Origin of the sequence: Lysobacter changpingensis, assembly GCF_017308985.1 — a bacterium.
GTDB classification, from domain to species: domain Bacteria; phylum Pseudomonadota; class Gammaproteobacteria; order Xanthomonadales; family Xanthomonadaceae; genus Lysobacter_J; species Lysobacter_J changpingensis.
This window is the reverse complement of record NZ_JADWPE010000003.1, coordinates 1,261,510-1,286,478: the sequence shown is the minus strand read 5'-3', so window position 1 is coordinate 1,286,478 and position 24,969 is coordinate 1,261,510. Positions and strand designations below refer to the sequence as shown.

19 protein-coding genes and 1 riboswitch are annotated in these 24,969 nt (G+C 68.2%); of the genes, 9 read left to right on the top strand and 10 right to left on the bottom strand.

The window, feature by feature from the left end; all coding sequences use genetic code 11:
• Positions 1-23: 23 nt before the first annotated feature.
• The 4 genes from I4U41_RS12910 to hslO all read right to left on the bottom strand — a co-directional run bounded on the left by I4U41_RS12910 (position 24) and on the right by hslO (position 8,468).
• The gene (locus I4U41_RS12910; RefSeq protein WP_206861490.1) at positions 24-3,077 is read right to left on the bottom strand and encodes a TonB-dependent receptor domain-containing protein; all 3,054 of its coding nucleotides are present in this window, start codon (positions 3,075-3,077) and stop codon (positions 24-26) included.
• Between the two features lie 271 nt (positions 3,078-3,348).
• Positions 3,349-6,339 carry a TonB-dependent receptor plug domain-containing protein gene (locus tag I4U41_RS12905; RefSeq protein ID WP_206861489.1) on the bottom strand — a complete coding sequence of 997 codons (2,991 nt, stop codon included), beginning with the start codon at positions 6,337-6,339 and terminating at the stop codon, positions 3,349-3,351.
• A 248-nt stretch (positions 6,340-6,587) separates the two neighbouring features.
• Complete coding sequence (locus tag I4U41_RS12900) at positions 6,588-7,406, bottom strand: XOO1806 family protein (protein ID WP_206861663.1); 819 nt, start codon at positions 7,404-7,406, stop codon at positions 6,588-6,590.
• A gap of 141 nt (positions 7,407-7,547) precedes the next feature.
• On the bottom strand, positions 7,548-8,468 hold the full coding sequence (gene hslO / locus I4U41_RS12895; RefSeq protein WP_206861488.1) for an Hsp33 family molecular chaperone HslO: 921 nt from the start codon (positions 8,466-8,468) through the stop codon (positions 7,548-7,550).
• 101 nt (positions 8,469-8,569) lie between these two features.
• Here hslO and mtgA point away from each other — a divergent pair, with 101 nt between their 5' ends.
• From mtgA to I4U41_RS12880, 3 genes are all read left to right on the top strand, one after another.
• Positions 8,570-9,307, top strand: a complete 738-nt coding sequence (gene mtgA, locus I4U41_RS12890) for a monofunctional biosynthetic peptidoglycan transglycosylase (protein WP_206861487.1) — start codon at positions 8,570-8,572, stop codon at positions 9,305-9,307.
• A gap of 25 nt (positions 9,308-9,332) precedes the next feature.
• Entirely contained in the window at positions 9,333-10,346 is a 1,014-nt protein-coding gene (locus I4U41_RS12885) for a glycosyltransferase family 2 protein (RefSeq protein ID WP_206861486.1), read from the top strand.
• 100 nt (positions 10,347-10,446) lie between these two features.
• Positions 10,447-10,875: a CBS domain-containing protein gene (locus I4U41_RS12880; RefSeq protein WP_206861485.1), complete on the top strand. Its 429-nt coding sequence runs from the start codon at positions 10,447-10,449 to the stop codon at positions 10,873-10,875.
• Positions 10,876-10,934: 59 nt separating this feature from the next.
• Here the strand turns inward: I4U41_RS12880 and I4U41_RS12875 are convergent, their stop codons facing one another.
• Together I4U41_RS12875 and trhA are read right to left on the bottom strand one after the other, a co-directional pair.
• Positions 10,935-12,902: an AsmA family protein gene (locus I4U41_RS12875; protein ID WP_206861484.1), complete on the bottom strand. Its 1,968-nt coding sequence runs from the start codon at positions 12,900-12,902 to the stop codon at positions 10,935-10,937.
• A 142-nt stretch (positions 12,903-13,044) separates the two neighbouring features.
• Positions 13,045-13,725 carry a PAQR family membrane homeostasis protein TrhA gene (trhA, locus tag I4U41_RS12870; protein ID WP_206861662.1) on the bottom strand — a complete coding sequence of 227 codons (681 nt, stop codon included), beginning with the start codon at positions 13,723-13,725 and terminating at the stop codon, positions 13,045-13,047.
• A gap of 197 nt (positions 13,726-13,922) precedes the next feature.
• Here trhA and I4U41_RS12865 point away from each other — a divergent pair, with 197 nt between their 5' ends.
• Together I4U41_RS12865 and I4U41_RS12860 are read left to right on the top strand one after the other, a co-directional pair.
• Positions 13,923-14,546, top strand: coding sequence for a sulfotransferase family 2 domain-containing protein (locus tag I4U41_RS12865; protein ID WP_206861483.1), 624 nt, complete (start codon positions 13,923-13,925; stop codon positions 14,544-14,546).
• A gap of 2 nt (positions 14,547-14,548) precedes the next feature.
• Positions 14,549-15,178: an aspartyl/asparaginyl beta-hydroxylase domain-containing protein gene (locus tag I4U41_RS12860; protein WP_206861482.1), complete on the top strand. Its 630-nt coding sequence runs from the start codon at positions 14,549-14,551 to the stop codon at positions 15,176-15,178.
• A gap of 113 nt (positions 15,179-15,291) precedes the next feature.
• On the opposite strand, the gene I4U41_RS12855 is transcribed toward I4U41_RS12860, so the two are convergent.
• Together I4U41_RS12855 and I4U41_RS12850 are read right to left on the bottom strand one after the other, a co-directional pair.
• Positions 15,292-15,558 (bottom strand): DUF1294 domain-containing protein, encoded by a 267-nt coding sequence (locus I4U41_RS12855; protein WP_206861481.1) that lies wholly within the window; start codon positions 15,556-15,558, stop codon positions 15,292-15,294.
• Between the two features lie 27 nt (positions 15,559-15,585).
• Complete coding sequence (locus tag I4U41_RS12850; protein WP_206861480.1) at positions 15,586-17,190, bottom strand: peptide chain release factor 3; 1,605 nt, start codon at positions 17,188-17,190, stop codon at positions 15,586-15,588.
• Between the two features lie 652 nt (positions 17,191-17,842).
• On the opposite strand from I4U41_RS12850, the gene I4U41_RS12845 reads away from it, so the two are divergent.
• Positions 17,843-18,922: an HDOD domain-containing protein gene (locus I4U41_RS12845; RefSeq protein ID WP_206861479.1), complete on the top strand. Its 1,080-nt coding sequence runs from the start codon at positions 17,843-17,845 to the stop codon at positions 18,920-18,922.
• Positions 18,923-19,126: 204 nt separating this feature from the next.
• Here I4U41_RS12845 and I4U41_RS12840 read toward each other — a convergent pair whose 3' ends face one another.
• Both I4U41_RS12840 and I4U41_RS12835 read right to left on the bottom strand, forming a co-directional pair.
• Positions 19,127-20,044 (bottom strand): peptidoglycan DD-metalloendopeptidase family protein, encoded by a 918-nt coding sequence (locus tag I4U41_RS12840; RefSeq protein ID WP_206861478.1) that lies wholly within the window; start codon positions 20,042-20,044, stop codon positions 19,127-19,129.
• 4 nt (positions 20,045-20,048) lie between these two features.
• Positions 20,049-21,161, bottom strand: a complete 1,113-nt coding sequence (locus I4U41_RS12835; RefSeq protein WP_206861477.1) for an NHL repeat-containing protein — start codon at positions 21,159-21,161, stop codon at positions 20,049-20,051.
• Between the two features lie 117 nt (positions 21,162-21,278).
• Positions 21,279-21,404: riboswitch (SAM riboswitch) on the top strand.
• Positions 21,405-21,475: 71 nt separating this feature from the next.
• On the opposite strand from I4U41_RS12835, the gene metX reads away from it, so the two are divergent.
• From metX to I4U41_RS12820, 3 genes are read left to right on the top strand one after another with little or no spacing between them, the layout of a single operon-like run.
• Complete coding sequence (gene metX, locus I4U41_RS12830; RefSeq protein ID WP_206861476.1) at positions 21,476-22,537, top strand: homoserine O-succinyltransferase MetX; 1,062 nt, start codon at positions 21,476-21,478, stop codon at positions 22,535-22,537.
• Positions 22,534-23,724, top strand: a complete 1,191-nt coding sequence (locus I4U41_RS12825) for an O-succinylhomoserine (thiol)-lyase (RefSeq protein WP_206861475.1) — start codon at positions 22,534-22,536, stop codon at positions 23,722-23,724. Before metX ends, I4U41_RS12825 begins: the two co-directional genes overlap by 4 nt.
• Complete coding sequence (locus tag I4U41_RS12820; RefSeq protein ID WP_206861474.1) at positions 23,721-24,845, top strand: homoserine dehydrogenase family protein; 1,125 nt, start codon at positions 23,721-23,723, stop codon at positions 24,843-24,845. The genes I4U41_RS12825 and I4U41_RS12820 overlap by 4 nt, the downstream gene beginning before the upstream one ends.
• The last annotated feature ends 124 nt before the right edge of the window (positions 24,846-24,969 follow it).

Sequence of the window (24,969 nt, the reverse complement as noted above, 5' to 3'; positions counted from 1 at the left end):
CAAGTACCGATCGGGAGATCGACTCAGAACTTCTGCGAGTAACGGAAGTAGATGAACTGGCCCGGCAGTTCGTACTGAGGATCGAAGGTGTTGGCGAACGCGTTGAGCACGATCGGCGGGTTCTTGTCGAACAGGTTGTTGACGCCGACGGCGATCTTCGCGTTCCACGGGGCGTTCCAGTACACCGAAACGTCGTGGTAGGTGGTCGCGCCGATGTGGTGCTGCGGCTCCAGGATCGACTCGATCGTGTCGCCGCCGCCCACGCCGTCCCACACGCCGTTGTTGTTGGCGTCGGTCGGGATGCCGACCCGGCGGTCGCCGTCGGTGCACAGGTAACCGAAGCCGTACTCCTCGTACGCCGGGCTGCACGCCTCGTCCTGCGACGAGTAGTAGCGCACGCTCCAGGTCGCGCCCCAGTCGCCCAGTTCCCAACGGGCCATGAGGTTCGAACGGATGCGCCACTTGTTGTCGTTCTGCAGGTACTCGCCGACGAGGTTGCCGCCTTCGTTGTAGTGCAGCGGCTGGCCGATCGCCGGAGCGATCTGGTTGTCCTCGCCGTAGACGCCGTCGCCGTCGATGTCGTCCATCTGCTCGGCCAGGTAGGTCGTGTCCCACGTGAAGCTGAACTTGCCCCACGCGGTTTCCGGCAGGCGGTAGCCGATGGTCAGGTCGTAACCTTCGACCTTGGTGCCACCGATGTTCGTGGTGGTGTTGATCAGCGTCAGGATGTTGCCGTCAGACTGGCGCGTGTACAGGCCGCAGGTCTGGCCGCTGCCGCCGGAGTCCACGCACTGCTGGATGATGGTCTCGCCGCCGATGGTGGTGATCGCGTCCTCGATCTTGATCTTCCACCAGTCCAGCGAGATATCCAGGCCTTCGACGTAGCTCGGGCTGTAGACGAAGCCGAACGTGGTCGACTCGGCCTTCTCGGGCATCAGGTCCGGATTGCCGCCGACGGTGATGCGGATCTGCTGGCTGTCCTGGCGGTAGCCACCGTTCGGCACGCCTTCGGCCAGGCAGCGCTGCTGCGCCTGCGGTGCCAGCGTTCCGAAGTTGGAGCTGTTGCAGGGATCGGACAGGGTCGGGAACGAGTCGGCCTGGCCGGCGAACAGCTCGGCGATGGACGGAGCACGGAAGCCTTCCGACCAGTTGCCGCGGACCAGCAGGTCCTCGATCGGCTTCCAGCGGAAACCGAACTTGCTGTTGAGCGTGTCGCCGAAGTTCGAGTAATCCGAGTAGCGCGTCGCCAGCGAGAAGTCGAGCAGCTTGGCGAACGGCACGTCGCTCAGCACCGGCACGGCCAGTTCGAGGTAGGCCTCGTCCAGCTTGTAGCCACCGGCGGTCGCGGTGCGCGCGTTGCCCGTGGTGCTGCCGGAGTTGATCAGCGCGTCCGGCGAGTCGTAGCCGTCTTCGGTGCGGTGTTCCAGGCCGAACGAGAAGCCCAGCGGGCCGCCCGGCAGCGCGAACAGGTCGCCGCTGATGTTGGCGTAGTAGGACTGCTGGGTGTAGCTGTACTCGTCGTGCGCAGTGAACGTCGAGTAGTCCAGCATTTCCTGGGTGATGCCGCCCACGCCGCCGAGGAAGTTCATCGGGACGCAGCCGTCGATGACGGTATCGGCCGAGGTGCCGCACTTGAGCGTGCCGTCGGCGTCGACGAACGACGGGCCCAGCGCGTTGCGCAGCGCTTCGACGTTGAACAGGCCGAAGGTGGTGTTGTTCGCCTTGTTCTGGCCGCGGAAGTAGCCCGCTTCCCAGTCGAAGTACTTCTCGGCGAAGTTCAGCGTGCCTTCCAGGCCGGCCGACATCGCGAAGGTGCGCACGTCCTGGTTGAACGAACGACCGCCGGTCTCCGTCGTGCGACGGCTGATGCGGGTGACGTCTTCGTCGAACGGGTTGTAGGCGTTGTCCGCATCGATGACGACCGTGCCCGACGGCGTGCCGGCAACCGGCTGGCCGAGGGTGACCGGCATCGCGGCGAGCAGCTGCTCGGAGATGCGCTCGTTGTAGGTCACCGTGGTCTTGAAACGGACGTCGTCGGTGATGTCGACCGAGGCGTTGCCGAAGACCGAGCGGCGTTCCTGCGGCGTCAGCAGGTAGTTCTCGGGAGCGAAGTTGTACGCGTCCACGCCCGGCACGTACGGGCGGGCCGGGGTGCCGGCGCCGTCGTAGGTGATGGTGCCCGCGACGCACCGCTCGCCCGGTGCCTTGCCGCCGCGTGCGACCTGTGCGCGCGTGTCGGTGACGTCGGTCGTCAGGTTGCCATCGGCGTCCAGGTACAGCGGCGTGCCGTCGGCGGTGACGCGGTCGCAGCCTTCGCCGAAGCCGAAGCGGCCGTTCGGGCTGGTGCCGGAACCGAAGAAGTTGCCGGTGGTGTAGGTCGGCTCCTTCGAGATGTAGCGGTCGCCGGCCATGACCGGCTCTTCCTTGACGTAGCCGTAGCCCAGCATCGCCGAGAAGCGGTCGCCGCTCGTGCCGATGATGAAGTCGTACGCCTGGCGCGTGCCGTCGCCCTTGTCGAACTGGCCGATGTAGGCGTTGGCTTCGGCGCCTTCGAAGTTCTGGCGCAGGATCACGTTGACCACGCCGGCGATGGCGTCCGAACCGTAGATCGTCGAGGCGCCGTCCTTCAGCACTTCGATGCGCTCGACCGCGGCGGTCGGGATGGTGTTGAGGTCGACCGCGCCGCCCAGGCCCGTGCCACCGACCCAGCGACGGCCGTTGACCAGCACCAGCGTGCGGTTGGAGCCGAGGTTGCGCAGGTTGACGCGCGTCTCGCCGTTGCCGCCGTTGTTGTAGGTGCTGTTGAGCGTGGAGCCGTTGGCGGTGATGTTCTGGATCACGTCGCCGACGGAGGTCAGGCCCTGCGCCGTGATGTCGTCGCGGCTCAGCGAGAAGATCGGCTGGGACGTTTCGATGTCGGCGCGCTTGATGCGCGAACCGGTCACCTCGATGCGGTCGAGGGTCGTGGCTTTCTCGCCTTCCTGGGCGAAGGCGATGCCGGTGCCGGCTGCCGCGGTGGTGCCCACCGCGAGCGCGAAGGTGATCGCGTCGCGGAGCTGGGTGGTCTTCAAGGTCATCTCTCTCTCCGGAAACTCGTGGGTACTTCCCATGGGGCCCGGCCGGCGGAGTCAAATGAGACGCCAAATACGGCAAGGCTTAACCCGATCGTAACCGCACCGTGAGAAAAGTGAAATAGACGTTAACGACCGGTTATCGGTTCGTGACGACCCATGCTGCGCTGCGGTATGGGCCCTCCAGAGGTGCCGGCGCTGCTTCGACGCGGCATTCGCGGGAGCAAAAAAAAAGGCGGCCCCCGGAGGGGCCGCCCGCAAATCGCAGCGCGATGGATCAGAAGCGCTGCTGGTACTTCAGGTACACGAAGCGACCGATGTCGAAACCGCCGTAGTACGAGTAGCCCGAGTTCGGCTGGCTGTACATCGGGGCCGAGTAGTGCTCGAACACGTTGTTCGCACCGATGGCGACGGTGGCGTTCCACGGGGCGTTCCAGCGGACCTGGACGTCGTGGAACGTGTTCGAACCGACTTCGTTCATCGGCACGGTCTCGCCCTGGAACTCCGGAGCGGTGTAGTCCGGCAGCGAGCAGCGCTCGTCGAAGAAGCATTCCTCACGCAGGCCCGAGTAGTAGCGCACGCCCCAGGTCGCGCCCCACGGACCGTTGTCCCAGTTGAGGCTGGCGTTCGAACGCAGGCGGAAGTTCGCACCGAAGTTCGTCGTGCCGTTGAGCTGCAGCGGCGGGGTGTCCAGGTTGTCCTGCTTCAGCTCGTTCTTGCTGACGTAGGTGTTGAGCCAGGACAGGCCGAAGCGGCCCCAGTCGGTCTGCAGGGTGTAGGTCAGGTCGAAGTCGAAGCCTTCGGTTTCCTGGTAACCCGCGTTGCGACCGCCGAACGACAGGGCGATCACGTCGCCGGTGACCGGATCACGCGTGAACGTGTTCGGCCCCGCGCAACGCGATTCGATGCCGCGCAGGTAGCAGTCGTCGAGCATCGAGGACGGATCGTCGGCGACGATCGTGTTCTCGATCTTGATGGTCCACCAGTCCAGCGACAGGTTCAGGCCTTCGGCAAAGGTCGGGCTCCACACCAGGCCGAGCGTCTTGGACTCCGAGGTTTCCGGGGTCAGCTCCGGATTCGAACCCGACAGGAACGGGATCGGCGTCTGCGTACCCGGTCCCGGGGCGAGCTGGCCCGCCTGGGCCTTCTGGCGGAAGCCGGCCGGCACGTCGGCCGCGCAACGGGCGTTGCCGGCGGCGTTGCCGAACAGCGTGTCGCAGGGGTCGGTGTAGAACTCGAAGCTCTGCGAGACACCGCCGAACAGGTCGGCCACGGTGGGGGCGCGGAAGCCCTCGGCCCAGGTGCCGCGCACCAGCAGCTGCTCGAGCGGCTTCCACTTGAAGCCGAACTTGCTGTTGGTGGTGTCGCCGAAAGTGTCGTAGTCCGAATAGCGCGTCGCCAGGTTGAAGCTCAGTTCCTGGGCGAAGGGCATGTCGGCCAGCAGCGGGATGCTCAACTCGCCGTAGATTTCATCCAGCGAGTAGCCGCCACCGGTCGGGCCCGCGGCCAGGTCGGTGGAGATGCCGGTCTGCGCCAGTGCGTCGGGCGAGAAGAAGCCGTCTTCCTTGCGATGCTCCACGCCCACCGCCACGCCCAGGTCGCCACCCGGCAGGGTGAAGAGCGAGCCGGAGATGTTGGCGTAGTACACCTTGGTCTCGGTTTCCGACAGCGCCTGGCCCGGCAGGTACAGGAAGGCCTGCACGTTGGGATCGCCCAGGCCGTTCGGCGCGGCGTAGCCTTCCGGCACCAGCGGATTCCACGGCGTGCACGCGCCCGGACCGAAGCCCAGCGGAATCGGCGCGTCCGGCGTACCGCACTGCACGACGCCCTGGTCGTTGAGGAACGACGGGCCCGTGGCCAGGGCCACGGCCGCGGTGTTCAGGTTGCCGGTGCTGATCTGCACGCCCTTGTTCTGGTTGTACAGGTAGCCCGCATCCCAATCCCAGAAGCGGTTGTCGCCCAGCTCGAAGGAGCCGTTGAACGCGCCGCTGAAGCGCCAGGTGGTGAGGCTGTTGCGGACCTCACGCGGCACTTCCCAGCCACGACGGATGAAGTCGATCGACTGCGCGGGAACGCCATCGGGCAGCGCGCCGGTGGCCTGGTTGCCCAGCGGGTTGAAGTAGCTGTTGATGTCCAGGCCGCCGGAGAGGAAGTCCGGGCCCACCGCCGCAGTCCGTTCGAACGCGGCGCTCTGGAACGGATAGCCGGCGTTCTGCGCGAACGAGTCGCGATCCGTGTACAGCACGTCCGTTTCGAACGAGATGTTGTCGGTAATGTTGAAGATGCCGTTCAAGAACGCCGACTTGCGCTCGACGCCGCTGTACACCGTCGAAGCGCGGTTCGGGTTCGAGTTGTCGGTTGCCGCGCTGAAATCGCGGTAGCTGGCGAAATCGCGCGGATCCAGGCCAGGCGTGCCGCGGTTGAGCGTCAGCGGGCCGGAGAAGACCGGGTTGTCGTCCTCATCCAGTTCGCCGGTCCAGTAGGTGAAACGGCCGTACTGGCTGATGCCCGACGTGCCACCCGGACGCGGCGCGCTCTTCTCGCCGGTCGGGAAGCGATCGCGCGAGAACCAGCGGTCGCGCGCCCACACCGGATCTTCCTTCGAGTACTCGACACCGGCGGTGACCGAACCGCGGTCGCCGGTGAAGCCAAGCAGGAAGTCGTAGACCTGGCGAGTGCCGTCGCCCTGGCCGTACTGGCCGTAGTAGGCGTTGGCTTCGGCGCCTTCGAAGTTCTTGCGCGTGATGATGTTCACCACGCCGGCGATGGCGTCGGAGCCGTAGATCGTCGAGGCGCCGTCCTTCAGCACTTCGATGCGCTCGACCATCGAGGCCGGGATGGACGCGATGTCCTGCAGGCCGTCGTTGGTGATGCCAAGGCGCTTGCCGTTGACGAGGATCAGCGTGCGGTTCGGACCCAGGTTGCGCAGGTCGATGTACTGGCCGCCGACCGCTTCGCCCGAGGACAGCGGCGAGGTACGGCTGATGGCCGGCGAACCGACGGCGGTGATGTTCTGCAGGATGTCGGCGACGGACGAGAAGCCCTGCTTCTCGATGTCGTCGCGGCTGATCTGCAGCACCGGTGCGGCGGTTTCGATGTCGACCTGGCGGATGCGCGAGCCGGTCACCTCGATGCGATCGAGGGTGGTGGCACCCTGGTCGCCCGTCGTTTCCTGGGCGACGGCGGCGCCGATGCCCGCAAGTGCGGTGGTGCTCACGGCGAGCGCGAAGGTGATCGCGTCGCGGAGCGGGGTGGTCTTCAAGGTCATCTCTCTCTCCAAGAAACTGAAAGTCGGTACTTACCCATGGGACTCAACCGGAGGCGACAAGAAGGACGCCAAAAACGGCAAGGCCGGGTCCGATCCTAACCACAGTTTCACGAGAGTAAAAGTGTCGTTAACGTGCCGTTCCAGGCACGTGAAAACCATGCGCGGGCGTATCTGCCCACGGGTGGGAGAATCACGAAGATGAACGGGTGTTCAGGCAGGGGCGCCGACACGGCCCCTGGAGAAGCAGGTCAGAGATCCTGCTCGTAGCGGACGTAGGGCACGGTGCCTTCGTCCTTCTCGCCGTTTTCCGGGGCGAACGGGTTCTTGCCGCGGGTCACGACGTTTTCCGCGCCGACCGTGAGCTGGCCGCTCCACGGCGTACGCCAGGTCAGGCCGACGCCCAGGCCTTCCCACTGCCCGGGCGCGCCGGGGGTGTCGACCACGCGGCCGACGATGTTCGCACTGAAGTTGCCCAGGCCTGCACCGACGGTGAGGCTGCGGGTGTTCCAGCGGTCGGCCAGTGCGGGCATTTCGCCGGCCGGAATCAGCTTGGCGCGCGCCCAGGTGCCGCCGATGGAAACGGTGGCCTCGCGGCCGATGTTCTTCTGGCCGTAGACGGTGAGCGTGTTCTGGTCGACCTTGCTGAACTTCGCGTTCGGGCTGAGCCAGGCTGGCAGGGTGTCGCGACCGGTGCCCAGCGCGAGGCCGACCTTGCCGCCGGGGCGGCTCAGGCTGGCACCGATCGTGCCCTGGCGCGCGGCGGACGGCTCATCGTCGTCCAGCGTCGCCAGCATGCAGTGGTTGGCGAGGTTCCCGATGGCGCCGGCCAGGCCGGTCTTGCGATCGCAGACCAGCCCGAGCGTGTCGCCGGCTTCCAGGCCGAAGGCCGCATCCAGCGTGTTGCTGCCCACGCGCCAGCGGGCGCCGGCGACCGGCGTGCCGGTGGGCTCGAGCTGGAGCAGGTATTCGAGCTTGCCGCTGGTCTGGTTCCAGACCGGGAGGTAGGTGGTTTCCGCCGTCGCCCTGGACTGCGCGTGCACGCCCGCCGCCACGCCGAGGGCGAGCATCAGGGTCAACGGCAGTCGAAGCAGGCGCGTGTTCATGGTCTTGATACGACCGGCCAAACCGGGCGGAGTTCCCCTCTCCTGAGGACCGCGACTATAGACTGTTTATGTTTATTTAACAATTCCCCGGGGCGCTCCGGCAGGTCATTGCACCCGGTCGGGTGCCGCCATTTCCGTCGTCGCCACGGTGAACAAGCTAGCGATTTCCTCTGCGTCGAAACGGTAACTCTGTCCGCAAAACTCGCAACGGATCAGGGCGACGCCACCGGCCGCCTCGGCGGCGGCCCGGGCTTCGACCTCGCCGAGGGAGACGAGCATCGACTCCACCCGTTCCCGCGAGCAGGAACAGGCGAAGCGAAGCGGCTTGCGCCCCAGCACCTGCACCCCGTCCTCGTGGAACAGCCGGGTGAGCAGGTCTTCCGCCGACCATTCCAGCAGTTCGCGTGTGGTGAGCGTGTCGAATAGCGCGCCCACGCGCGACCACCCGTCGTCGTCGCCATGGTCGCCCGGCAGTTTCTGCAGCATCAGGCCGGCGGCCTGCCGTTCGTCGGCCACCAGCAGCAGCCTCGTGGGGAGCTGCTCGGACTGGCGGAAGTAATCCTCGAACGCGCCGGCGAGCGAATCGGACTCCAGCGCGACCAGGCCCTGGTAGCGCATGGGTTCGCGACCGTCGAGCGAGGGGTTCTCGATGGTGATGGCCAGCAGCGCACCCTCGCCGAGATCGCGCAGGTCGCGCGAAACGGCACCGGCGTCCTCGTCGATCTGCGCGATGCCGCGCAGCGTGCCGGCCGCGGTGCATTCGGCGAACAGCGTGCGCAGCGCGCCGTGGCCGCGCAGCTGTACCGACAGGCGGCCGTCGACCTTGGCATGGCCGGTGAACAGCGCGGCGGCGGCGAGCGCTTCGCCCAGCAGTTCGGCGGCAGCCGGCGGATACCCGGCGCGCTCGCGCACCTGCGTCCAGGTGTCGGCCAGGTGCACGCGCACCCCGCGCACGCCGGCGGTTTCGATGAGGAAGCGGGTCAACTGGTCGCGGTCGCCAACGGGCGCGGTGTCGGTCTGGGTCATGCGGAACTCGTGCGGTTGGCGCGCGTCGTTGGAATAATGCGCGCGGTCATGTGAAGAGGCATGGAAACCACCATGGGGATTGGGCACCGCTCGTGCAAGCCTTGAACGCCGCCGCTCCACCCGTGCAGGCGCCCCCGCGCCGTCGTCGCCGCTGGCTTCGCTGGCTGGTCGCGCTGCCGCTCGCCGCGCTGCTCCTCAGCGTGATCCAGGTGGCGACGCTGCGCTTCGTGGACCCGCCCTTCAGCGCCTTCATGGTGTCGCGCCAGCTGGAAGCGTGGGGCGAGGGCGACATGTCGTTCCGCATCGCCCACGAGTGGCGCGACCTGGACGACATCTCGCCGTACCTGCCGCTGGCGGTCATCGCCTCGGAAGACCAGAACTTCGCCGAACACTTCGGCTTCGACCTCAAGGCCATCGAACGCGCGCGCAAGAACAACGAGCGTGGCCGCAAGGTGCGTGGCGGCAGCACCATCAGCCAGCAGACGGCGAAGAACCTGTTCCTGTGGAGCGGGCGCAGTTGGGTTCGCAAGGGCATCGAGGCCTGGTACACGCTGCTGATCGAGGCGATGTGGCCGAAGCGGCGCATCGTGGAGATGTACGTGAACATCGCCGAGTTCGGCGACGGCGTGTACGGCGCGCAGGCCGCCGCACGCACCTTCTTCGGGAAGGACGCCAGCGGGCTGTCCGCCGCGCAGGCCGCGCGCATGGCCGCGGTGCTGCCGAGCCCGCGCCGCTACAGCATCGCCAGCCCCGGGCCGTACGTGCAGCGTCGTTCGCAGGCGATCCAGCGGCAGATGCGGTACATGGGCGGCACCCAGTACCTGCAGCGCATCGAATGACGCCGCGTAGGGCTACCATCGCGCCATGGACCAAGAACGCCTGACCATCGTCGTCGCGGCCTTCAACGAGGCCGACAGCCTGCCGGCGCTCCAGCCGCGCATCGCGGCGGTGCTCGACGCGCTGGCGCGCGATGGCGTCGAAGGCCAGGTGCTGTACGTCGACGACGGCAGCCGCGACGCGACCTGGCAGGTGATGCAGCAGCTCGCCGCGGGCGACCGGCGCGTCGCGCTGCTGCGCCTTTCGCGCAACTTCGGCAAGGAGCTCGCGCTGACCGCGGGCCTGGACCGCATCGACGAAGGCGCGGCGCTGATCCTCGACGCGGACGGACAGGATCCGCCGGAGCTGATCCCGCAGTTCGTCGACCGGTGGCGCGAAGGCTACGACGACGTGCACGGCACGCGCCTGGAACGCGAAGGCGAAGGCTGGCTCAAGCGCGCGACGGCCCACGCGTTCTATCGCGTGATCGGCATGCTTTCGAAAACGCCTATCCCTGCCGACACCGGCGACTTCCGCCTGCTCTCGCCGCGCGCGCTGCATGCATTGCAGCAGCTGCGCGAACGGCATCGCTTCATGAAGGGCCTGTTCGGCTGGGTCGGTTACAACCGCATCGCGATTCCCTATCACCGCGATCCGCGCGCCGCGGGCCGCAGCAAGTTCAATTTCTGGCGATTGTGGAACCTCGCGCTGGAAGGCATCACGAGTTTCTCGACCGCACCGCTGCGACTGGCGACCTACCTGGGCCTGCTGACCGCGCTGGTGGCCTTCCTCTACGGTGTGGTGATCATCGTGAAGGCGCTGTTCTGGGGCGATCCGGTGGCGGGCTGGCCAACGATGATGTCGGTGATCCTGTTCCTCGGCGGCGTGCAGCTGATCGCGCTGGGCGTGATCGGCGAATACCTCGGCCGCCTGTACGACGAAGCCAAGCAGCGCCCGCTCTACCTCGTCGACAGCTGGCAGCCCGCGCGTCCGGCGCGCAGCGCGCATGCGCTGGACGAAGGCGATCGCGTGCAGCGCCTGCGCGGTTCGGCGGTGGACTGAGCGTCCCGATCATCATCACATGGCGTCCCTTCGCGCCTTCGCGTGCGTTGACGGGACGCTGGAGTATGCTCGGCCCAAGCCCCCGGCGAAGGAGACGGCCATGCGCACCGTGCGGCAACTGCTCGAAGCCAAAGCGCCCGAAGTGTTCGCGATCGGCCCCGACGCGCCGGTCATCGATGCGATCCGGCTCATGGCCGAGAAGCGCATCGGCGCGGTGCTGGTGATCGATGGCGGGCGACTGGTCGGCATCCTGTCCGAACGCGACTACGCACGGAAGATCGTGCTGCAGGGCCGCTCCTCCGCCGACACGCCGGTGCGCACGATCATGACCAGCGAGGTCATCAGCATCGGCCTGGACGACACCACCGACCACTGCATGCAGATCGTCACCGATCGCCGCATCCGCCATCTTCCCGTCGTGCACAACGGCCAGGTGCTGGGCGTGGTGTCGATCGGCGATCTGGTGAAGGCGGTCATCGAGGACCAGCAACTCGAACTGGACCAGTTGCAGCGGTACATCGCCAGCTGACCAGGAACGGGATGGCGGAACGAGAAACGCGTAGTTCGTTCCTCACGTCCCGTTCCTGATCACTTCGCGTACTTCCCCCCGCACCCCGAATCCTCGCCCGGCCCCAGCTCCAGCGTCGCCAGCAGCGCCGCGGGCGGCGTGATCGTGCCGAGGGTCAGCGCGATCGCACCGCGCAGGCCCACGCGCGCGAGATCCGGATGCAGCCCCGGCTTCTTGAACGTGCCGTCCACCTTCAGCGGCGTGCGGAAGGCGAGCAGGCTGCGGTCCTTCGGGCGCGGGCGGATGGTGAGGTCGAGCGTCTCCTCGCGCAGGTTCACCGTGCCCGAGCCGACGAGGATCGTGTCGGTCGTATCGAACGCGAGCGAACGCGTGGTCATCAGCCCGTTCTCCACGCCGAAGTCGGCGAACGCGCAGCGCACCGGGATCTGCTTGTCGCCGCCGAGCTTGAACTTGATGATCTCGGCCAGGTCTATCCCCGCCAGTTCCATCAGCAGGTTGCTGATGCGGCCCGCGCCCATGCCGACGGCGATGTCGCCGTCGCTGCTGCCGAGCATCGCCGCGATCGAATTGCCGGTGCCCTCGATGCCGACCTGCCCGCTGATCCTGCCGATCGCGTTCTGCGCGAGTCCGACCTTCGGCAGCAGCTTGCCGAGGTTGAGTCCGGCGAGGTTCGCGTCGGCGCGCGTGCGGATGGTGTCGGTGCGCGCGTCCATGCGGATGCGCGAGCGGATGTCGCCGTCGGCCACGCCGAAGTTGAGCGGATCGAGCCTGAGCAGACCGCCTTCCAGCAGCAGGTGCGCGTCCATGTCGTCCAGCGGCAGGGCCGGCGCGTTGATGCGCATCGCGCGCAGGCGCACGTCGGCATCCATCGCGCGCAGCTTGGTCAGGTCGTACGGCGTCTGCGGGAGGACGCGCGCGCTGGCGTCCTTCTTGGCGGCGTCCTGCGCCTGTTCGGCGTTCGCCGTCTCGCCGCTGCCGGTCTGTGGGGTGCCGCCGACGAAGCCGGCGAGATCGTCGAAATCGAGCCGGCGGGAGGTGAGATCGGCGCGCAGGTACGGGCGCTGGCCGGACGTGTCCACGCTTGCGTCGCCATGCATGTCGCTGTCGCCGATGCGGCCGTCGAATCCGCGGTAATGCCAGACCTCGCCTTCGCGGCTGAAGCGGCCATCGAGCGAGTAGGGCGGCGTGTGCGGGATCGCCAAGCCGAGCAGCGGATACAGGTCGCCGAGATCGCGACCAGAGAGTTTCATCTGCAGGTCGAAACCGCGCAGGCGCAGCGGATCGAGCAGCGTGCCGCGCGCATGCGCGTGCGTCGCGCCGGCGGACGCGCGCACGTCGATGCGATACGGCGCATCGCGATCGCGCAGTTGCAGCGGCGAGGCCGCGCTGCCCTGCAGAACGAAACGGTTGTTCTCCCACAACCCGCCGCCGATCACCGAAACCGGCGCGCCGGCATCGCGCGAATGCGAGCGTTGGCTGCTCACGCCGACGCGGATGTCGGTGCGCTTGGGCGCGTCGAGGAACTGCAGGAAGCCGCGCTGGATGTCGACGCGCCGGAACTGCACCGTGCTTTCGCCGCCTTTCTCGCCGAACACCCAGTTGCCGTCGCCGCCCTTCGGATTGGTTTCCAGCAGCAGGCGCGGGTTCTCCAGCCGGATCAGCGGCAGCAGTACCTGCCGGCGCAGCAGCGGCCACAGTGCGATGCCGATTTCGGCGCGATCGGCCGAGGCCATCACCGGCGCGCGCGACCACGGTGCGTTGCCGAAGGTGACCTTCTCGCCGGACACCACCGGCGTCCAGCCCAGGTCGACATCGAGGTTGCCGCCGATGCGGAACTCGCGGCCGGTGCGCGCCTGCACCTGGCGTTCGACCGGCCCCTTGAACCAGTTCCAGTCCCAGATCGCGATGAGGATGGCGATGAGCGCGGCGACGATCGCGACCGCCGTCATCACCGGATGGCGATGCGGCCAGGCGCGTGCGCTCGCGCCCGCTTCGTGTTCCGTCGTTCGCGACCCGCGCCAGCGCATGCCGTCATGCGCGCGCGCGGCGGCGCGTGCGAAGAAGCGGAGCGAAGTTGGAGCGCGAAGCGGTCACCGCGAGGATCCGAAAGGGACCGGACCCACCTTCGGGGGCGCGCAGTCAAGCGAAAGTGAATGCGTTGTGCGCAGTTCAGGTCGGAAGCAGGCTGCCCGGCGTGACCACCTGCGCCATCACGGCGACGTAATGGCAGACGCTGCCGGCGACCACGAACAGGTGCCAGATCGCGTGCGAGTAGGGCAGCGAGGGCCGGTGGTAGAACACCGTTCCCAGCGTGTAGAACACGCCGCCGCCGAACAGCCAGCCGATCGTCCACGCGTCCAGCGCGCCCAGCAGCGGCTCGATGGCCACGATCACCAGCCAGCCCATCGCGATGTAGATCGCGGTGGACAGCAGCTTGAAGCGCCCCGTGAAGAACAGCTTGAACACGACGCCGGCCACGGCGAGCGTCCAGATCGCGGCGAACAGCCCCCAGCCCCACGGCCCGCGCAGACCGATCAGCGTGAAGGGCGTGTAGGTGCCGGCGATCAGCAGGTAGATCGCGCAGTGGTCGAACACCTTCAACCGCGCTTTGGCGACCGGATGCTGGATCGCGTGGTACAGCGTGGAGGCCAGGTAGAGCAGCAGCAGGCAGATGCCGAACACGATCGCGCCGGCGAGCTGCCAGCCATCGCCGAACAGCGCGGCGAGCGTGATCAGCACGGCGCCGCCAGCGAGCGCGGCGGTCGCGCCCAGGCCGTGGGTCAGCGCGTTGAAGAACTCCTCGCGGACCGAATGGACTTCGCCCGTCGCGGAAGGCCGCGCGGGCGCCATGGGCTTGGGGCCGTCGTGGACGGATCGGGCGGGGGACATGATGCGAGCATCCTAGCGCAGGCTGGAGTAAATGCTCTGACATGGGTCAAGCAGAGCGCGAGCCTGTGACGCGGGCCGCAGGACGCGCCGCCGCGCACGCCCCGCGCGTTCGCCGCGCCAGCCTCTATGATGCGGCCAGAGCCGAGCCCAGGGGTCCCATGATCATCTCGCACCAGCACCGTTTCGTTTTCGCCGCCATCCCGAAGACCGGCACGCATTCGGTGCGGCAGGCGCTGCGCGAGCACCTCAGCGAGGACGACCTCGAACAGGTCGGCCTGTTCGTGAACAAGCGCTTCCCGTTCGAGGAACTCGCCGCGATCAAGCATGGGCACATTTCGCTGCAGCAGATCCGACCGTTCCTGGGCGAGGCCGCCTTCGCCACGTACTTCAAGTTCGCCTTCGTGCGAAATCCCTTCGACCGTTTCATCTCGTACTGCGCGTTCATGACGCGCGCGGACGGCGCGTTCCTGAAGAATCCCGGGCAGGTGATGCGTTACATCCTCGACGATGCGCGCGCGAGGCAGCACGTGCTGTTCCAGCCGCAGCACACGTTCGTGACCGACGCGGACGGCACGCTGCTGGCCGATTACGTCGGTCGCGTGGAAGAAATGCAGGGTTCGTACGAGGCCATCTGCGAACGCCTGAACCTGCCCGCCGCAACGCTGGGCCAGGTCAACAGTTCGCGGCGCGGCAGTTATCGCGACTATTACGACGACGCACTGCGCGACAGCGTGGCCGCGCTGTACCGTCGCGATCTGGAACTGTTCGGATACGGGTTCTGACCATGACGTCGTCCGTATTCACGCCCGCCGACATCCAGCCGAACCCGCGCAAGACGACGTCGGTGCGTCGCCTCGGCCACGTCGACGTCGCGCGCCTGCGCGAGGCCGTGCTGGCGATTCCCGAAGCGACGTGGGACGCCGAGAACGCCGACAAGCCGAACCGCTTCGAGGCGCTCGATCGGACGCGCCACATCGTGTTCCGCTTCGTCAGCGACTTCCAGGATTGGCGCAAGCATTACGAGCGCCCGCTGTGGGCGTCATGGCGCCCGCTGATCGAGCCGGTGCTGACGCAGGCGGTCGCGCCATACGGTTATGCGAACGGGGAATTCCCGCGCGTGATGCTCGCGCGCATGGCGCCGGGCGGCGTGATCAAGCCGCATCGCGATGCAAACCCGGCGGCGAAGTGGCCGCACAAGATCCACGTGCCGTTGCTGACCAGCGACCGCGTGGTGTTCTACATCGATGGCGTCGGGTATCACTTCGTCGAAGGCGAAGCGGTCGAGGTCAGCAACATGGCCGTGCACGCCGTGGAGAACAACGGCGACACCGATCGCATCCACCTGATCTTCGAGTATTTCGACGCGGACCAGCCGGTGCCGCCGTGGGTGGGGAAGTTGCCGGCGCGGAAATAGGCGCTTGTAGCTCTTGTAGCCCGGGTAAGCGAAGCGCACCCGGGTCGGGCGTCACAGCCCCCGGGTGCGCTTCGCTTACCCGGGCTGCAAATGCCCGCTTGCCCGGCGAACCGCTATCGCTGGAAGTACAGGATCCCCAGCAACACCATCTGCGCGAAGACGATCGCGATCATCATCCGCCGGAACGACACCTTCGCCGTCTTGTGCCGGAACAACCCCATCGCCAGCAGTGCCCCCGGCGAGCCGCCCAGCAGCGCGAGCGCGAGCAGCGTGCGTTCCGGCACGCGCCGGCGGTGGCCGCCGGCGATCGCCTTGTCGTAGCCGTACACGAGCGCGGTGGCGAGGTTGAACGCCAGCCACCACGTCAGCCACATCGACATCAGCGCGCCTTCGTCAACGCGGCGTCGTCAATCGAACGCCGCGGCGTGCGCGTGTTCGCGCGTGGCCAGGAACGTCACGTCCGGCGCACGTTCCTGCGCGAGCTGCAGGTTCACGCGCGTAGGCGCGAGGTAAACCAGCTGGCCCGCCGCGTCGAGCGCGAGGTTCATCGCGTTCTTGTCGCGGAATTCCTCGAGCTTCTTCTCGTTGTCGCAGCGGATCCAGCGCGCCGTCGCGACGCTCACCTGCTCGAAGCTCGCGTCCACGCCGTACTCGTCCTTCAGGCGGTACGCGACGACGTCGAACTGCAGCACACCGACCGCGCCGAGGATCAGGTCGTTGCTCATCAGCGGGCGGAAGAACTGCGTCGCGCCTTCTTCCGACAACTGCGCCAGGCCCTTCTGCAGTTGCTTGAGCTTGAGCGGGTCGCGCAGTCGCGCGCGGCGGAACAGCTCCGGCGCGAAGTTCGGAATGCCGGTGAAGCTCAGCGATTCGCCTTCGGTGAACGTGTCGCCGATGGAAATGGTGCCGTGGTTGTGGATGCCGATGACGTCGCCCGGCCACGCGCTTTCGGCGATCTCGCGGTCGCTGGCCATGAAGGTCAGCGCGTTGGCGAGCTTCACTTCCTTGCCGCTGCGCACGTGGAAGGCCTTCATGCCGGCGGTGAACTTGCCCGAGCACACGCGCATGAACGCCACGCGGTCGCGATGCTGCGGGTCCATGTTCGCCTGGATCTTGAAGACGAAGCCGCTGAGCTTGGGCTCGTACGCGGCGACTTCGCGCGAGGTCGCCGCGCGCGGCTTCGGCGAGGGCGCGTGCTCGACGAAGAAGTCCAGCAGCAGCTGCACGCCGAAGTTGTTGACGGCCGAGCCGAAGAACACCGGCGTCTGTTCGCCGGCGAGGTACTTCGCGACGTCGAAGGGATGCGAGGCGCCTTCGACGAGTTCCAGCTCGTCGCGCAGTTCCTGCAGCATCTGCGTGCCGATGCGTTCTTCCAGAGCGGGATCGTCGATCGACGCGAAGATCGTCGAATCCTGGCGGGTGAAGTTGCGGCCCTGTTCGTACAGGTGCACCTCGCCGGTCACCAGGTGCACCACGCCCTTCAGGCGTTGTCCCATGCCGATCGGCCAGGTGATCGGCGCGCACTGGATCTTCAGCACGCTTTCCACTTCGTCCAGCAGCTCGATCGGGTTCTTGCCCTCGCGGTCGAGCTTGTTGATGAAGGTCATGATGGGCGTGTCGCGCAGGCGGCACACCTCCATCAGCTTGATCGTGCGCTCCTCGACGCCCTTGGCGACGTCGATGACCATCAGCGCCGAGTCCACCGCGGTGAGCACGCGGTAGGTGTCCTCGCCGAAGTCGGCGTGGCCCGGGGTGTCGAGCAGGTTGACGATGCGGTCCTCGTAGGGGAACTGCATCACCGAGCTGGTCACCGAGATGCCGCGCTCCTTTTCCAGCGCCATCCAGTCGGAGGTCGCGTGGCGCGCGGCCTTGCGGCCCTTGACCGAGCCGGCCATCTGGATCGCACCGCCGAACAGCAGCAGCTTTTCGGTGAGCGTGGTCTTGCCGGCGTCGGGGTGCGAGATGATCGCGAACGTGCGGCGGCGGGCGGCTTCGAGGGAAACGTCGGACATGGCAACGGAGGCGCGGACGGGCCGAACGGCGGTCCGCGGGTCGGTAGTCGGGAAGGGCGGGAATTATACGCGGCTGGCCTTGGCGGCCGTCGGGGGCGACGGGCTGGCGATCCGGCCGAGCTCCGGGCCCGGCGTCCGGAGCACATCGCTCGGCGTTCCGGCCTCAGAGCTCGGCGTTCGGACCAAACAGCCCGGCCTTCCGAGCTCCGGGCCCGGCGTTCGGAGCAAACAGCTCGGCGCCCAGAGCTTCGAGCTCGGCGTTCGGGGCAAATGGCCCGGCGATCCGAGCTCCGGGTTCGGCGTCCGGAGCGAGCAGCTCGGTACCCCGGGCTTCAAGCTCGGCATACGGGGCAAATAGGCCGGCCTTCCGAGCTCCGGGCTCGGCGTTCGGAGCAAACAGCTCGGCGCCCCGAGCTTCGAGCTCGGCGTTCGGAGCAAACCAGCGCGATCTCCCAGGGTCCGGGCCAGACATACGGCGCGAATCGTCCGCCTCCCAGGCGCCCCTGCGCGACCGCCAAACGGTTCGCCGCGGACCCCGAAAGTGTGCGCGTGCTCCCAGTTCAGAACATCCCCGTTCAGCACCTCCTAAAGCCCGGCCTTTCCGGGCCGCTACCCGTCATGGATATCCGTATTCCGTATGCCGGGGGTTGCAGTGCGCATTGTGATCGTGGGTGAGGACGCCGGCCGCGCCGGCGAATTCGAAGAGTCGCTGGGCTATTTCGACCTGGGCTGGGACGTGCACTGGCTCACCGAGGCCGACGCGGCGCTGTCGCTCACGGAAGTCGACGTGGTCCTGTGCGGGATGCGCGTGGGCGCGGTGCCGGGCCCGGCGCTGCTGTCGCAGATGTCCAGCCTGCACCCGCAGGCGGTGCGCGTGCTGCTGCTGGACCAGGGCGAGGACAGCAGCATGCTGCAGGGCCTGGACTGCGCGCACCGGCTGCTGTCGCGACCGCTCGACGCGGGCGAGCTGATCGAGGCCGTCGACAGCGTCGCCGAACTTCGCAACGTGCTGGGCAGCGAAGAACTCAAGCAGGCCGTGGGCCGCGTCGGTTCGCTGCCGCCGCCGCCGCGCCTGTACCTGGAACTCTCGCGCCTGCTGCGCGACCCCGACGCGAGCAACGCCGCCATCGCGCAGATGCTCTCGCAGGACCCGGCGATCGTCGCCAAGGTGCTGCGCCTGTGCAATTCGGCGTACTTCTCCGGAGGTCGCGAGATCACCGACATCCGCGCCGCGGTCACGCGCCTGGGCCACCAGCAACTGCTGCGCCTGGTGCTGGCGAGCGAGGCCTTCGGCCCGACGCAATTGGCCGGAAAGGAACGCGAGGCGATCCAGGACCGCGCGCTGCGCACGTCGCGCCTGGCGCGTCGCCTGCTCGCTGGCCCGAGCGCCGAACTCGCCGCGACCGCCGGCCTGCTGGCGGAAGTCGGCAAGCTGCTGCCCGGCGTGTCCGACGGCTCGGAAGGTTCGACCGGCCCGCACTACGCCGAAGCCGGTGCGTACCTGCTGGGCCTGTGGGGCCTGCCGATGCCGATCGTCGAAGGCGTGGCGTTCCAGCACCGCCCCGGACGCTTGAAGGCGAGCGGGTTCTGGGTCGCCGGCGCCGTGCACGTCGCTGCATCGCTGGTCGCCGGCGCGCCGCTGGACGAAGGCTACCTGCGCAGCGTCAACGTGCTCGACCGGCTGCCGCAATGGCGCGATATGGTGGAGCCGTCGGCGGCGCAGGCGGCGTAGGAGCTCGTTCGTTCGGAAGGCCGCGTCGGTGACGCGGCCTTTGCGTTGTCCGTGCCTTCGCCGCTTTTGTAGCTTTTGTAGCCCGGGTAAGCGAAGCGCACCCGGGAGCTGTCACGCGGTCCCCGGGTGCGCTTCGCTTACCCGGACTACAACCGCCCGTGAGGGTGTCGCCTGCTTCGTTATCGCCGCCGCATGGCAGCCGCGCTAATTCCCCGCGATCCGCAAAGGCCCCTGCGGCCCCGTCATGCGGAACGGGATCGACTCCAGCTTCATCCCGCGATTGACCTGCACCGCGAAATGCAGGTGCGGGCCGGTGGTGAAGCCGGTGTTGCCCGACAGCCCGATCTGCTGCCCCGCCCGCACGCGCTGACCCACGCGCACCAGCGCGCCTTCGGATTTCAGGTGCGCGTACAGCGACATCGCCCCGTCCTCGTGCAGGATGCGCACGAAATTCGCGCGACCGCCGTAACGCTCCAGATTGAGCCCGGCCTTGTCGAAGTCGGATTCCACCTGCATCACCACGCCATCGCGCGCGGCGAGTACCGGCGTGCCGATATCGGCGGCGAAGTCGACCGCGTAGCGGTTCTGTTCGTCGCGATGGCTGAAATGCCCGCCATAGCCCTGGTCGATGCGGAACTGTGCCTGCTGCAACGGCAACAGGTATTCGACGTCGCGCGGACGCGCCGAGGGATCACCCGGCAGGCTGTCCATCTGCAACTCGAAATCGAAGCCGCGGTCGGGATCGGCGGAACTCAGCACGGCGACAAGCGCGCTGCTGCGCGCCGCGACGGTGGCGCGCGCCGGCAGCACCGGATTGCCGATCACGTTGTCGCTGCGGCTGAAATCCAGCTGCACCTCCACCGGGCCGGAGAGGCGGTTGTCGGCGAAGGCGAGGAAACGGTCGCCGTCGTTCTCGATGCGCAGCCGCGCGATCGCGCCCGGTTCGCCTTCCACCGGGATGGTCTTCACCTGCGAAGGCGGCGCGTCCGGCACGTGGTCGCCGTAATGCGTGATGCCGTTGCGGTCGGTCCAGCGGTAGATCTTCGCCGCGCCCGCGCCGAACGCCGTCAGCAGCGTGACGGCACCGAGGAACCAGACCGCATGGCGGCGCGCGCGCGTCATCGCGTCACTGCGCGCAGTCGGGCGAGAGCTGCAGCACGCGCGCGACTTCGGCCAGGTCGAAGGCCGACACCGACTTGTCGTCGTGCACGGCGAACAGCGCGCCGGCCGGGAACGTCAGCGTGGACGCCGCATGCAGCGCGACGCCGTCGGTGTGCGCGGTCGTCTCGCCTTCGAAGCTGCCGCGCGGTTCCAGCGTCGTGCGGTCGAACAGGTGGAAGATCGTCAGCGGTGCGAGCTGGTCGACCGCGATCCAGTAACCGCTGCCGTCGGCGCAGCTCCACAGCGCGACGCCTTCGGCCTCCGCGGCGAAGCTGTCCTGCGGCAGGCTGCGGCCGGTGTACTTGCCGCTGAAGCTGTACTCGCGCAGCGTGGATTCGTGGCGACGGTCCTCGTCGGCGATCAGCAGGCGATCGTTCGCCGGATCGCCCGCGATGGATTCGACCATGCGCAGCGCGGCGTCCGGCGTGGTGTCGCCGAACGATCCCGCGTACGACGCACGAAGCCGGCCCGCCTGGTCGAACTGCACGCGGTAACGGCGCACGCGCTGGTCCAGTTCGGCCAGCGGCGGCACTTCGTCGAACTTCTTCCCGTACATGAAGCTGTCGGTGACGTAGGCCTCCAGCTCGCCGGGCTCGGTCTCGGTGAGCCACACACCGTACGGGCTGCGCAGTTCCTCTCCGCCGAACGTGCCGACGGGCGCGAACGAAGGCAGCGACAGCACCTGCACGCGATGGTTGTCGCGTTCGACCACGAACACGTAATCGCCGTACACCGCGATGCCGTTGGGGCGGTTGAACTGCCCGGGCGCCGAACCCTCGCCGCCGACCTCGCGCAGGCGACGACCGGTGTCGGCGTCGAACACGACCAGCCGATCCGTCGATTTCGCGGTGGCGAGCAGCCACGTCGCGCCTTCCTCGGTGGTCCAGGTGGCGAGCGAATCCAGTTCGTCCTGCGCGCTTTCGCCGGAGACGTAGCGCTCCAGCACGGTGCGCGGTTCCGGCTTGGCGGCGGGTACGGAAACCGCCGCGGGCTCGACGGGGCGGACGGTGGAACAGGCGGAGGCCAGGGCCGCCAGCGCGAACGCGATGGCGGCGGGGGCGGACAGGCGGGGAGTCATCGCCGAAGTGTATTCGGGCCGACTTTGCATCGGGAGCCGGGGACGTGACCGACATAATAAATCGCTATATGCGGATGAAGCGATTGACAGCCCCGCCGGCCGGGGGCAGACTGCGGCCATCCATCGAGACCGGCTGAGGGACAGGCCCTTTGAAGCCGGGGCAACCCAACCCAGCGCGCAAGCGCGGGCGAAGGTGCCAATTCCTGCGACGGGGCGCGCCAGGCGCCGGTCGAAAGATGGTTGCGATGCGCGTCCCGCGGGGCGCGCAGTGCGACTCGCAGGCTCGGTGGCCCTTCGTCTTCAAGGATGCCGCCATGAGCTTCGCCCCCGTTTCCGCCCTCGCTTCCGACGTCGCGCCGGCCGAGCGCATCGACGCGTTCGATCCCGTCGTGCACGCCGCCGTGTTCGCCAACGCCATCCACGCGCAGCGCGGCGAATGCACGGTCGACCTGGACCTTCGCCACGCCGGCACGCGTCGCATCGCGCTGCGTTACGAGATCCTGGGCGATCGCACGCTGCCGGCGGTGTTCGTCGCGGGCGGCATCTCGGCGCATCGCCACCTCGCCGCCAGCGCCGCGTTTCCCGAAAGCGGCTGGTGGGAGCAGCAGGTCGGCGCGGGCAAGCCGCTGGATCCGCGCGAGCGCTGCCTGATCGCCTTCGACTGGATCGGCGCCGACGGCACCCTCGACACGCCGCTCGACCCCGCCGACCAGGCCGACGCCATCGCCGCGCTGCTCGACGTGTTGCAGGTCGCGCGCCTGCAGGCGTTCGTCGGTTGCTCGTACGGCGCGATGGTCGGCCTGCAGTTCGCCGCGCGACACGGTGCGCGCGTCGAACAGCTGGTGGCGATCAGCGGCGTGCATCGCGCGCATCCGTATGCGAGCGCATGGCGCGCGCTGCAGCGCCGCGCCGTCGCGCTGGGTGCGTTGCAGTGCGATGAGACGCATGGCCTCGCGCTCGCACGGCAGCTGGCGATCCTGAGCTACCGCACGCCGGAGGAGTTCGACGCGCGCTTCGAACCGGCGCAGGTGAGCGAAGGCCGCGTGCGCGTGGGTGCGGAGGACTACCTCGATCATTGCGGCGCGAGCTACGTGCAGCGCACTTCGACCACGGCCTATCTGCGCCTGTCCGAATCCATCGACCTGCAGGACGTGGATCCGACCACGATCCGCCTGCCGGTGACCGTCGTCGCCGTCGCCGAAGACCGCCTCGTGCCGGTGTCGGATGCCTACGACCTGGTGGAGCGTCTTCGCGGCGAAACGCGCCTGCGCGTGGTCCGCTCGCTGTATGGACACGATGCGTTCCTGAAGGAGGAGGGCGCGATCGCGCAGATCCTCGGCGAAGCGCTCGACGACGCGCTGGAGGTGGCCGCATGAGCACGCGCAACCGCTGTACCGCCGCGGTCCGCGCCGGCATCGACCGCGACACCGCCTTCGGCGCGGTGACGCCGCCGATCGTGCTGTCGTCCAACTTCAGCTTCGCCGGTTTCAACGAGAAGCGGCAGTACGACTACACCCGCAGCGGGAACCCGACCCGCGACCTGCTGGGCGAAGCCCTGGCCGAACTCGAAGGCGGCGCCGGCGGTGTCGTCACCGCCACCGGCATGGGCGCGATCACGCTGCTGCTGCACGCGCTGCTCAAGCCCGGCGACCGCCTGGTCGTGCCGCACGACGGCTACGGCGGCAGCTGGCGCCTGTTCAATGCGCTGGCGAAGAAGGGCGCGTTCGAACTGATCACCGCCGACCTCACCGATCCGCGCGCGCTGACCGATGCGCTGGCGAGCGATCCCACGGTGGTGTGGATCGAAACGCCGTCGAACCCGCTGCTGCGCATCACCGATCTGCGCTTCGTGATCGAAGCCGCACAGGCGAAGGGCGCGCTGACCGTCGTGGACAACACGTTCCTTTCGCCGGCGCTGCAGCAGCCGATCGCGTTCGGCGCGGATTTCGTCCTGCATTCCACGACCAAGTACATCAACGGCCACAGCGACGTGGTCGGCGGCGCGGTCGTCGCGCGCGACGCCGAGCAACACCAGCAGCTGGTGTGGTGGGCCAACGCGCTGGGACTGACGGGCTCGCCGTTCGACAGCTTCCTCACCCTGCGCGGCCTGCGCACGCTCGATGCGCGCCTGCGCGTGCACCAGGAGAACACGCAGGCGCTGGTGTCGCTGCTCGACGCGCATCCGGCGGTGCGCGCCGTGCATTACCCGGGACTGGAATCGCACCCGGGGCACGCGCTCGCCGCGCGCCAGCAGGACGGTTTCGGCGCGATGCTGAGCGTGGAACTCGACGGCGGCGTCGATGCGGTGCGCGCGTTCCTCGACGGACTGCAGTGCTTCACGCTGGCCGAATCGCTCGGTGGCGTGGAAAGCCTGGTCGCGCATCCGGCGACGATGACGCACGCGGCGATGTCGGCCGAAGCGCGCGAAGCCGCGGGCATCGGCGACGGTCTGCTGCGGTTGTCGGTGGGCATCGAGCATGTCGACGATCTGGTCGCCGACATCGCCGTCGCGCTGGAGCGCGCGGAACAGGCCGTGGCGATTGCCGAGCGCGTCAAACGATGAGCGTGGCGGCGGTCGAAGTCGCGCGCGCTTCGGCCGCGCAGGCCGTACCGGCGCGGGTGGCGCTGCTCGGTACCGGCACGGTCGGAAGCGCGGTGCTCGCGCGGCTCGCGTCGTGGCGCGCATCGCCGCTCGGCGAACGCCTGGAACTCGTGCACGTCGCCAATTCGCGCGCGTGTGCGGGCGATCGTTCGGGACTCGCACCGGGCGACGCGCTGCGTCGACTCGCGCTGGCGCCGCAGGGCAGTTCGCTCGATGCGGTCGATGCCGCTTTGCGCGGGGACGGGCCGCGCGTGGTGATCGACGCGACCGCGAGCGAGGCGGTCGCCGAGCGTCATGCGCATTGGCTCGCACAGGGCATCCACGTCGCCACCGCGTGCAAGATCGGCCAAGGCACGTCGTTGTCGCGATGGCGGGCGATCCGTGCGGCGTCGCTCGCGGGCGATGCGCGTTACGGCGACAGCGCGACCGTCGGCGCAGGGCTTCCGCTGCTGCGGTCGTTGCGCGAACTGCGCGAGGGCGGCGACCGCATCCATGCCATCGCCGGCGTGTTGTCGGGATCGCTCGCGTGGCTGTTCAACCAGTACGACGGCATGCGCCCGTTCTCCGCGCTGGTGCGGCAGGCGCGCGACGCCGGCTACACCGAGCCGGATCCGCGCGACGATCTCTCCGGCGAGGACGTGCGCCGCAAGCTGCTGATCCTCGCGCGCACGGCGGGAGTGGAGCTGGAAGCGTGCGACGTCGACGTCGCCTCGCTGGTACCGCCGGAACTGGCGATCCTGTCGAAGGACGCGCTCGACGCCGCGCTGCCCGCCCTCGACACGCCGCTGCGCGAGCGCTTCCAGTCGGCGTACAAGCGCGGGGAGAAGCTGCGCTTCATCGCGCGATTGCAGGACGGGCGGGCGAGCGTCGGGCTGGAATCGCTCGCGTCGGATCATCCGCTCGCCGGCGGCGCGGGAACGGACAACCGCGTGGCGATCTGGTCGGATCGTTATGCGACGCAGCCGCTGGTGATCCAGGGCCCGGGTGCGGGTGCGGAGGTGACTGCGGCGGGGTTGCTGGATGATGTGTTGCGGGTATTGCGCAGCCGTGGGAGTTGCACGCCATCCCGGCGCTCGCCGTGATGACGGCTTGCGCTTGCAGCCCGGGTAAGCGAAGCGCATCCGGGTAGGGGAGGCGACCGCGCTCCCGGGTGCGCTTCGCTTACCCGGGCTCCAAAGGCAACGGCGCAAGCTCGCGAATGCCAGC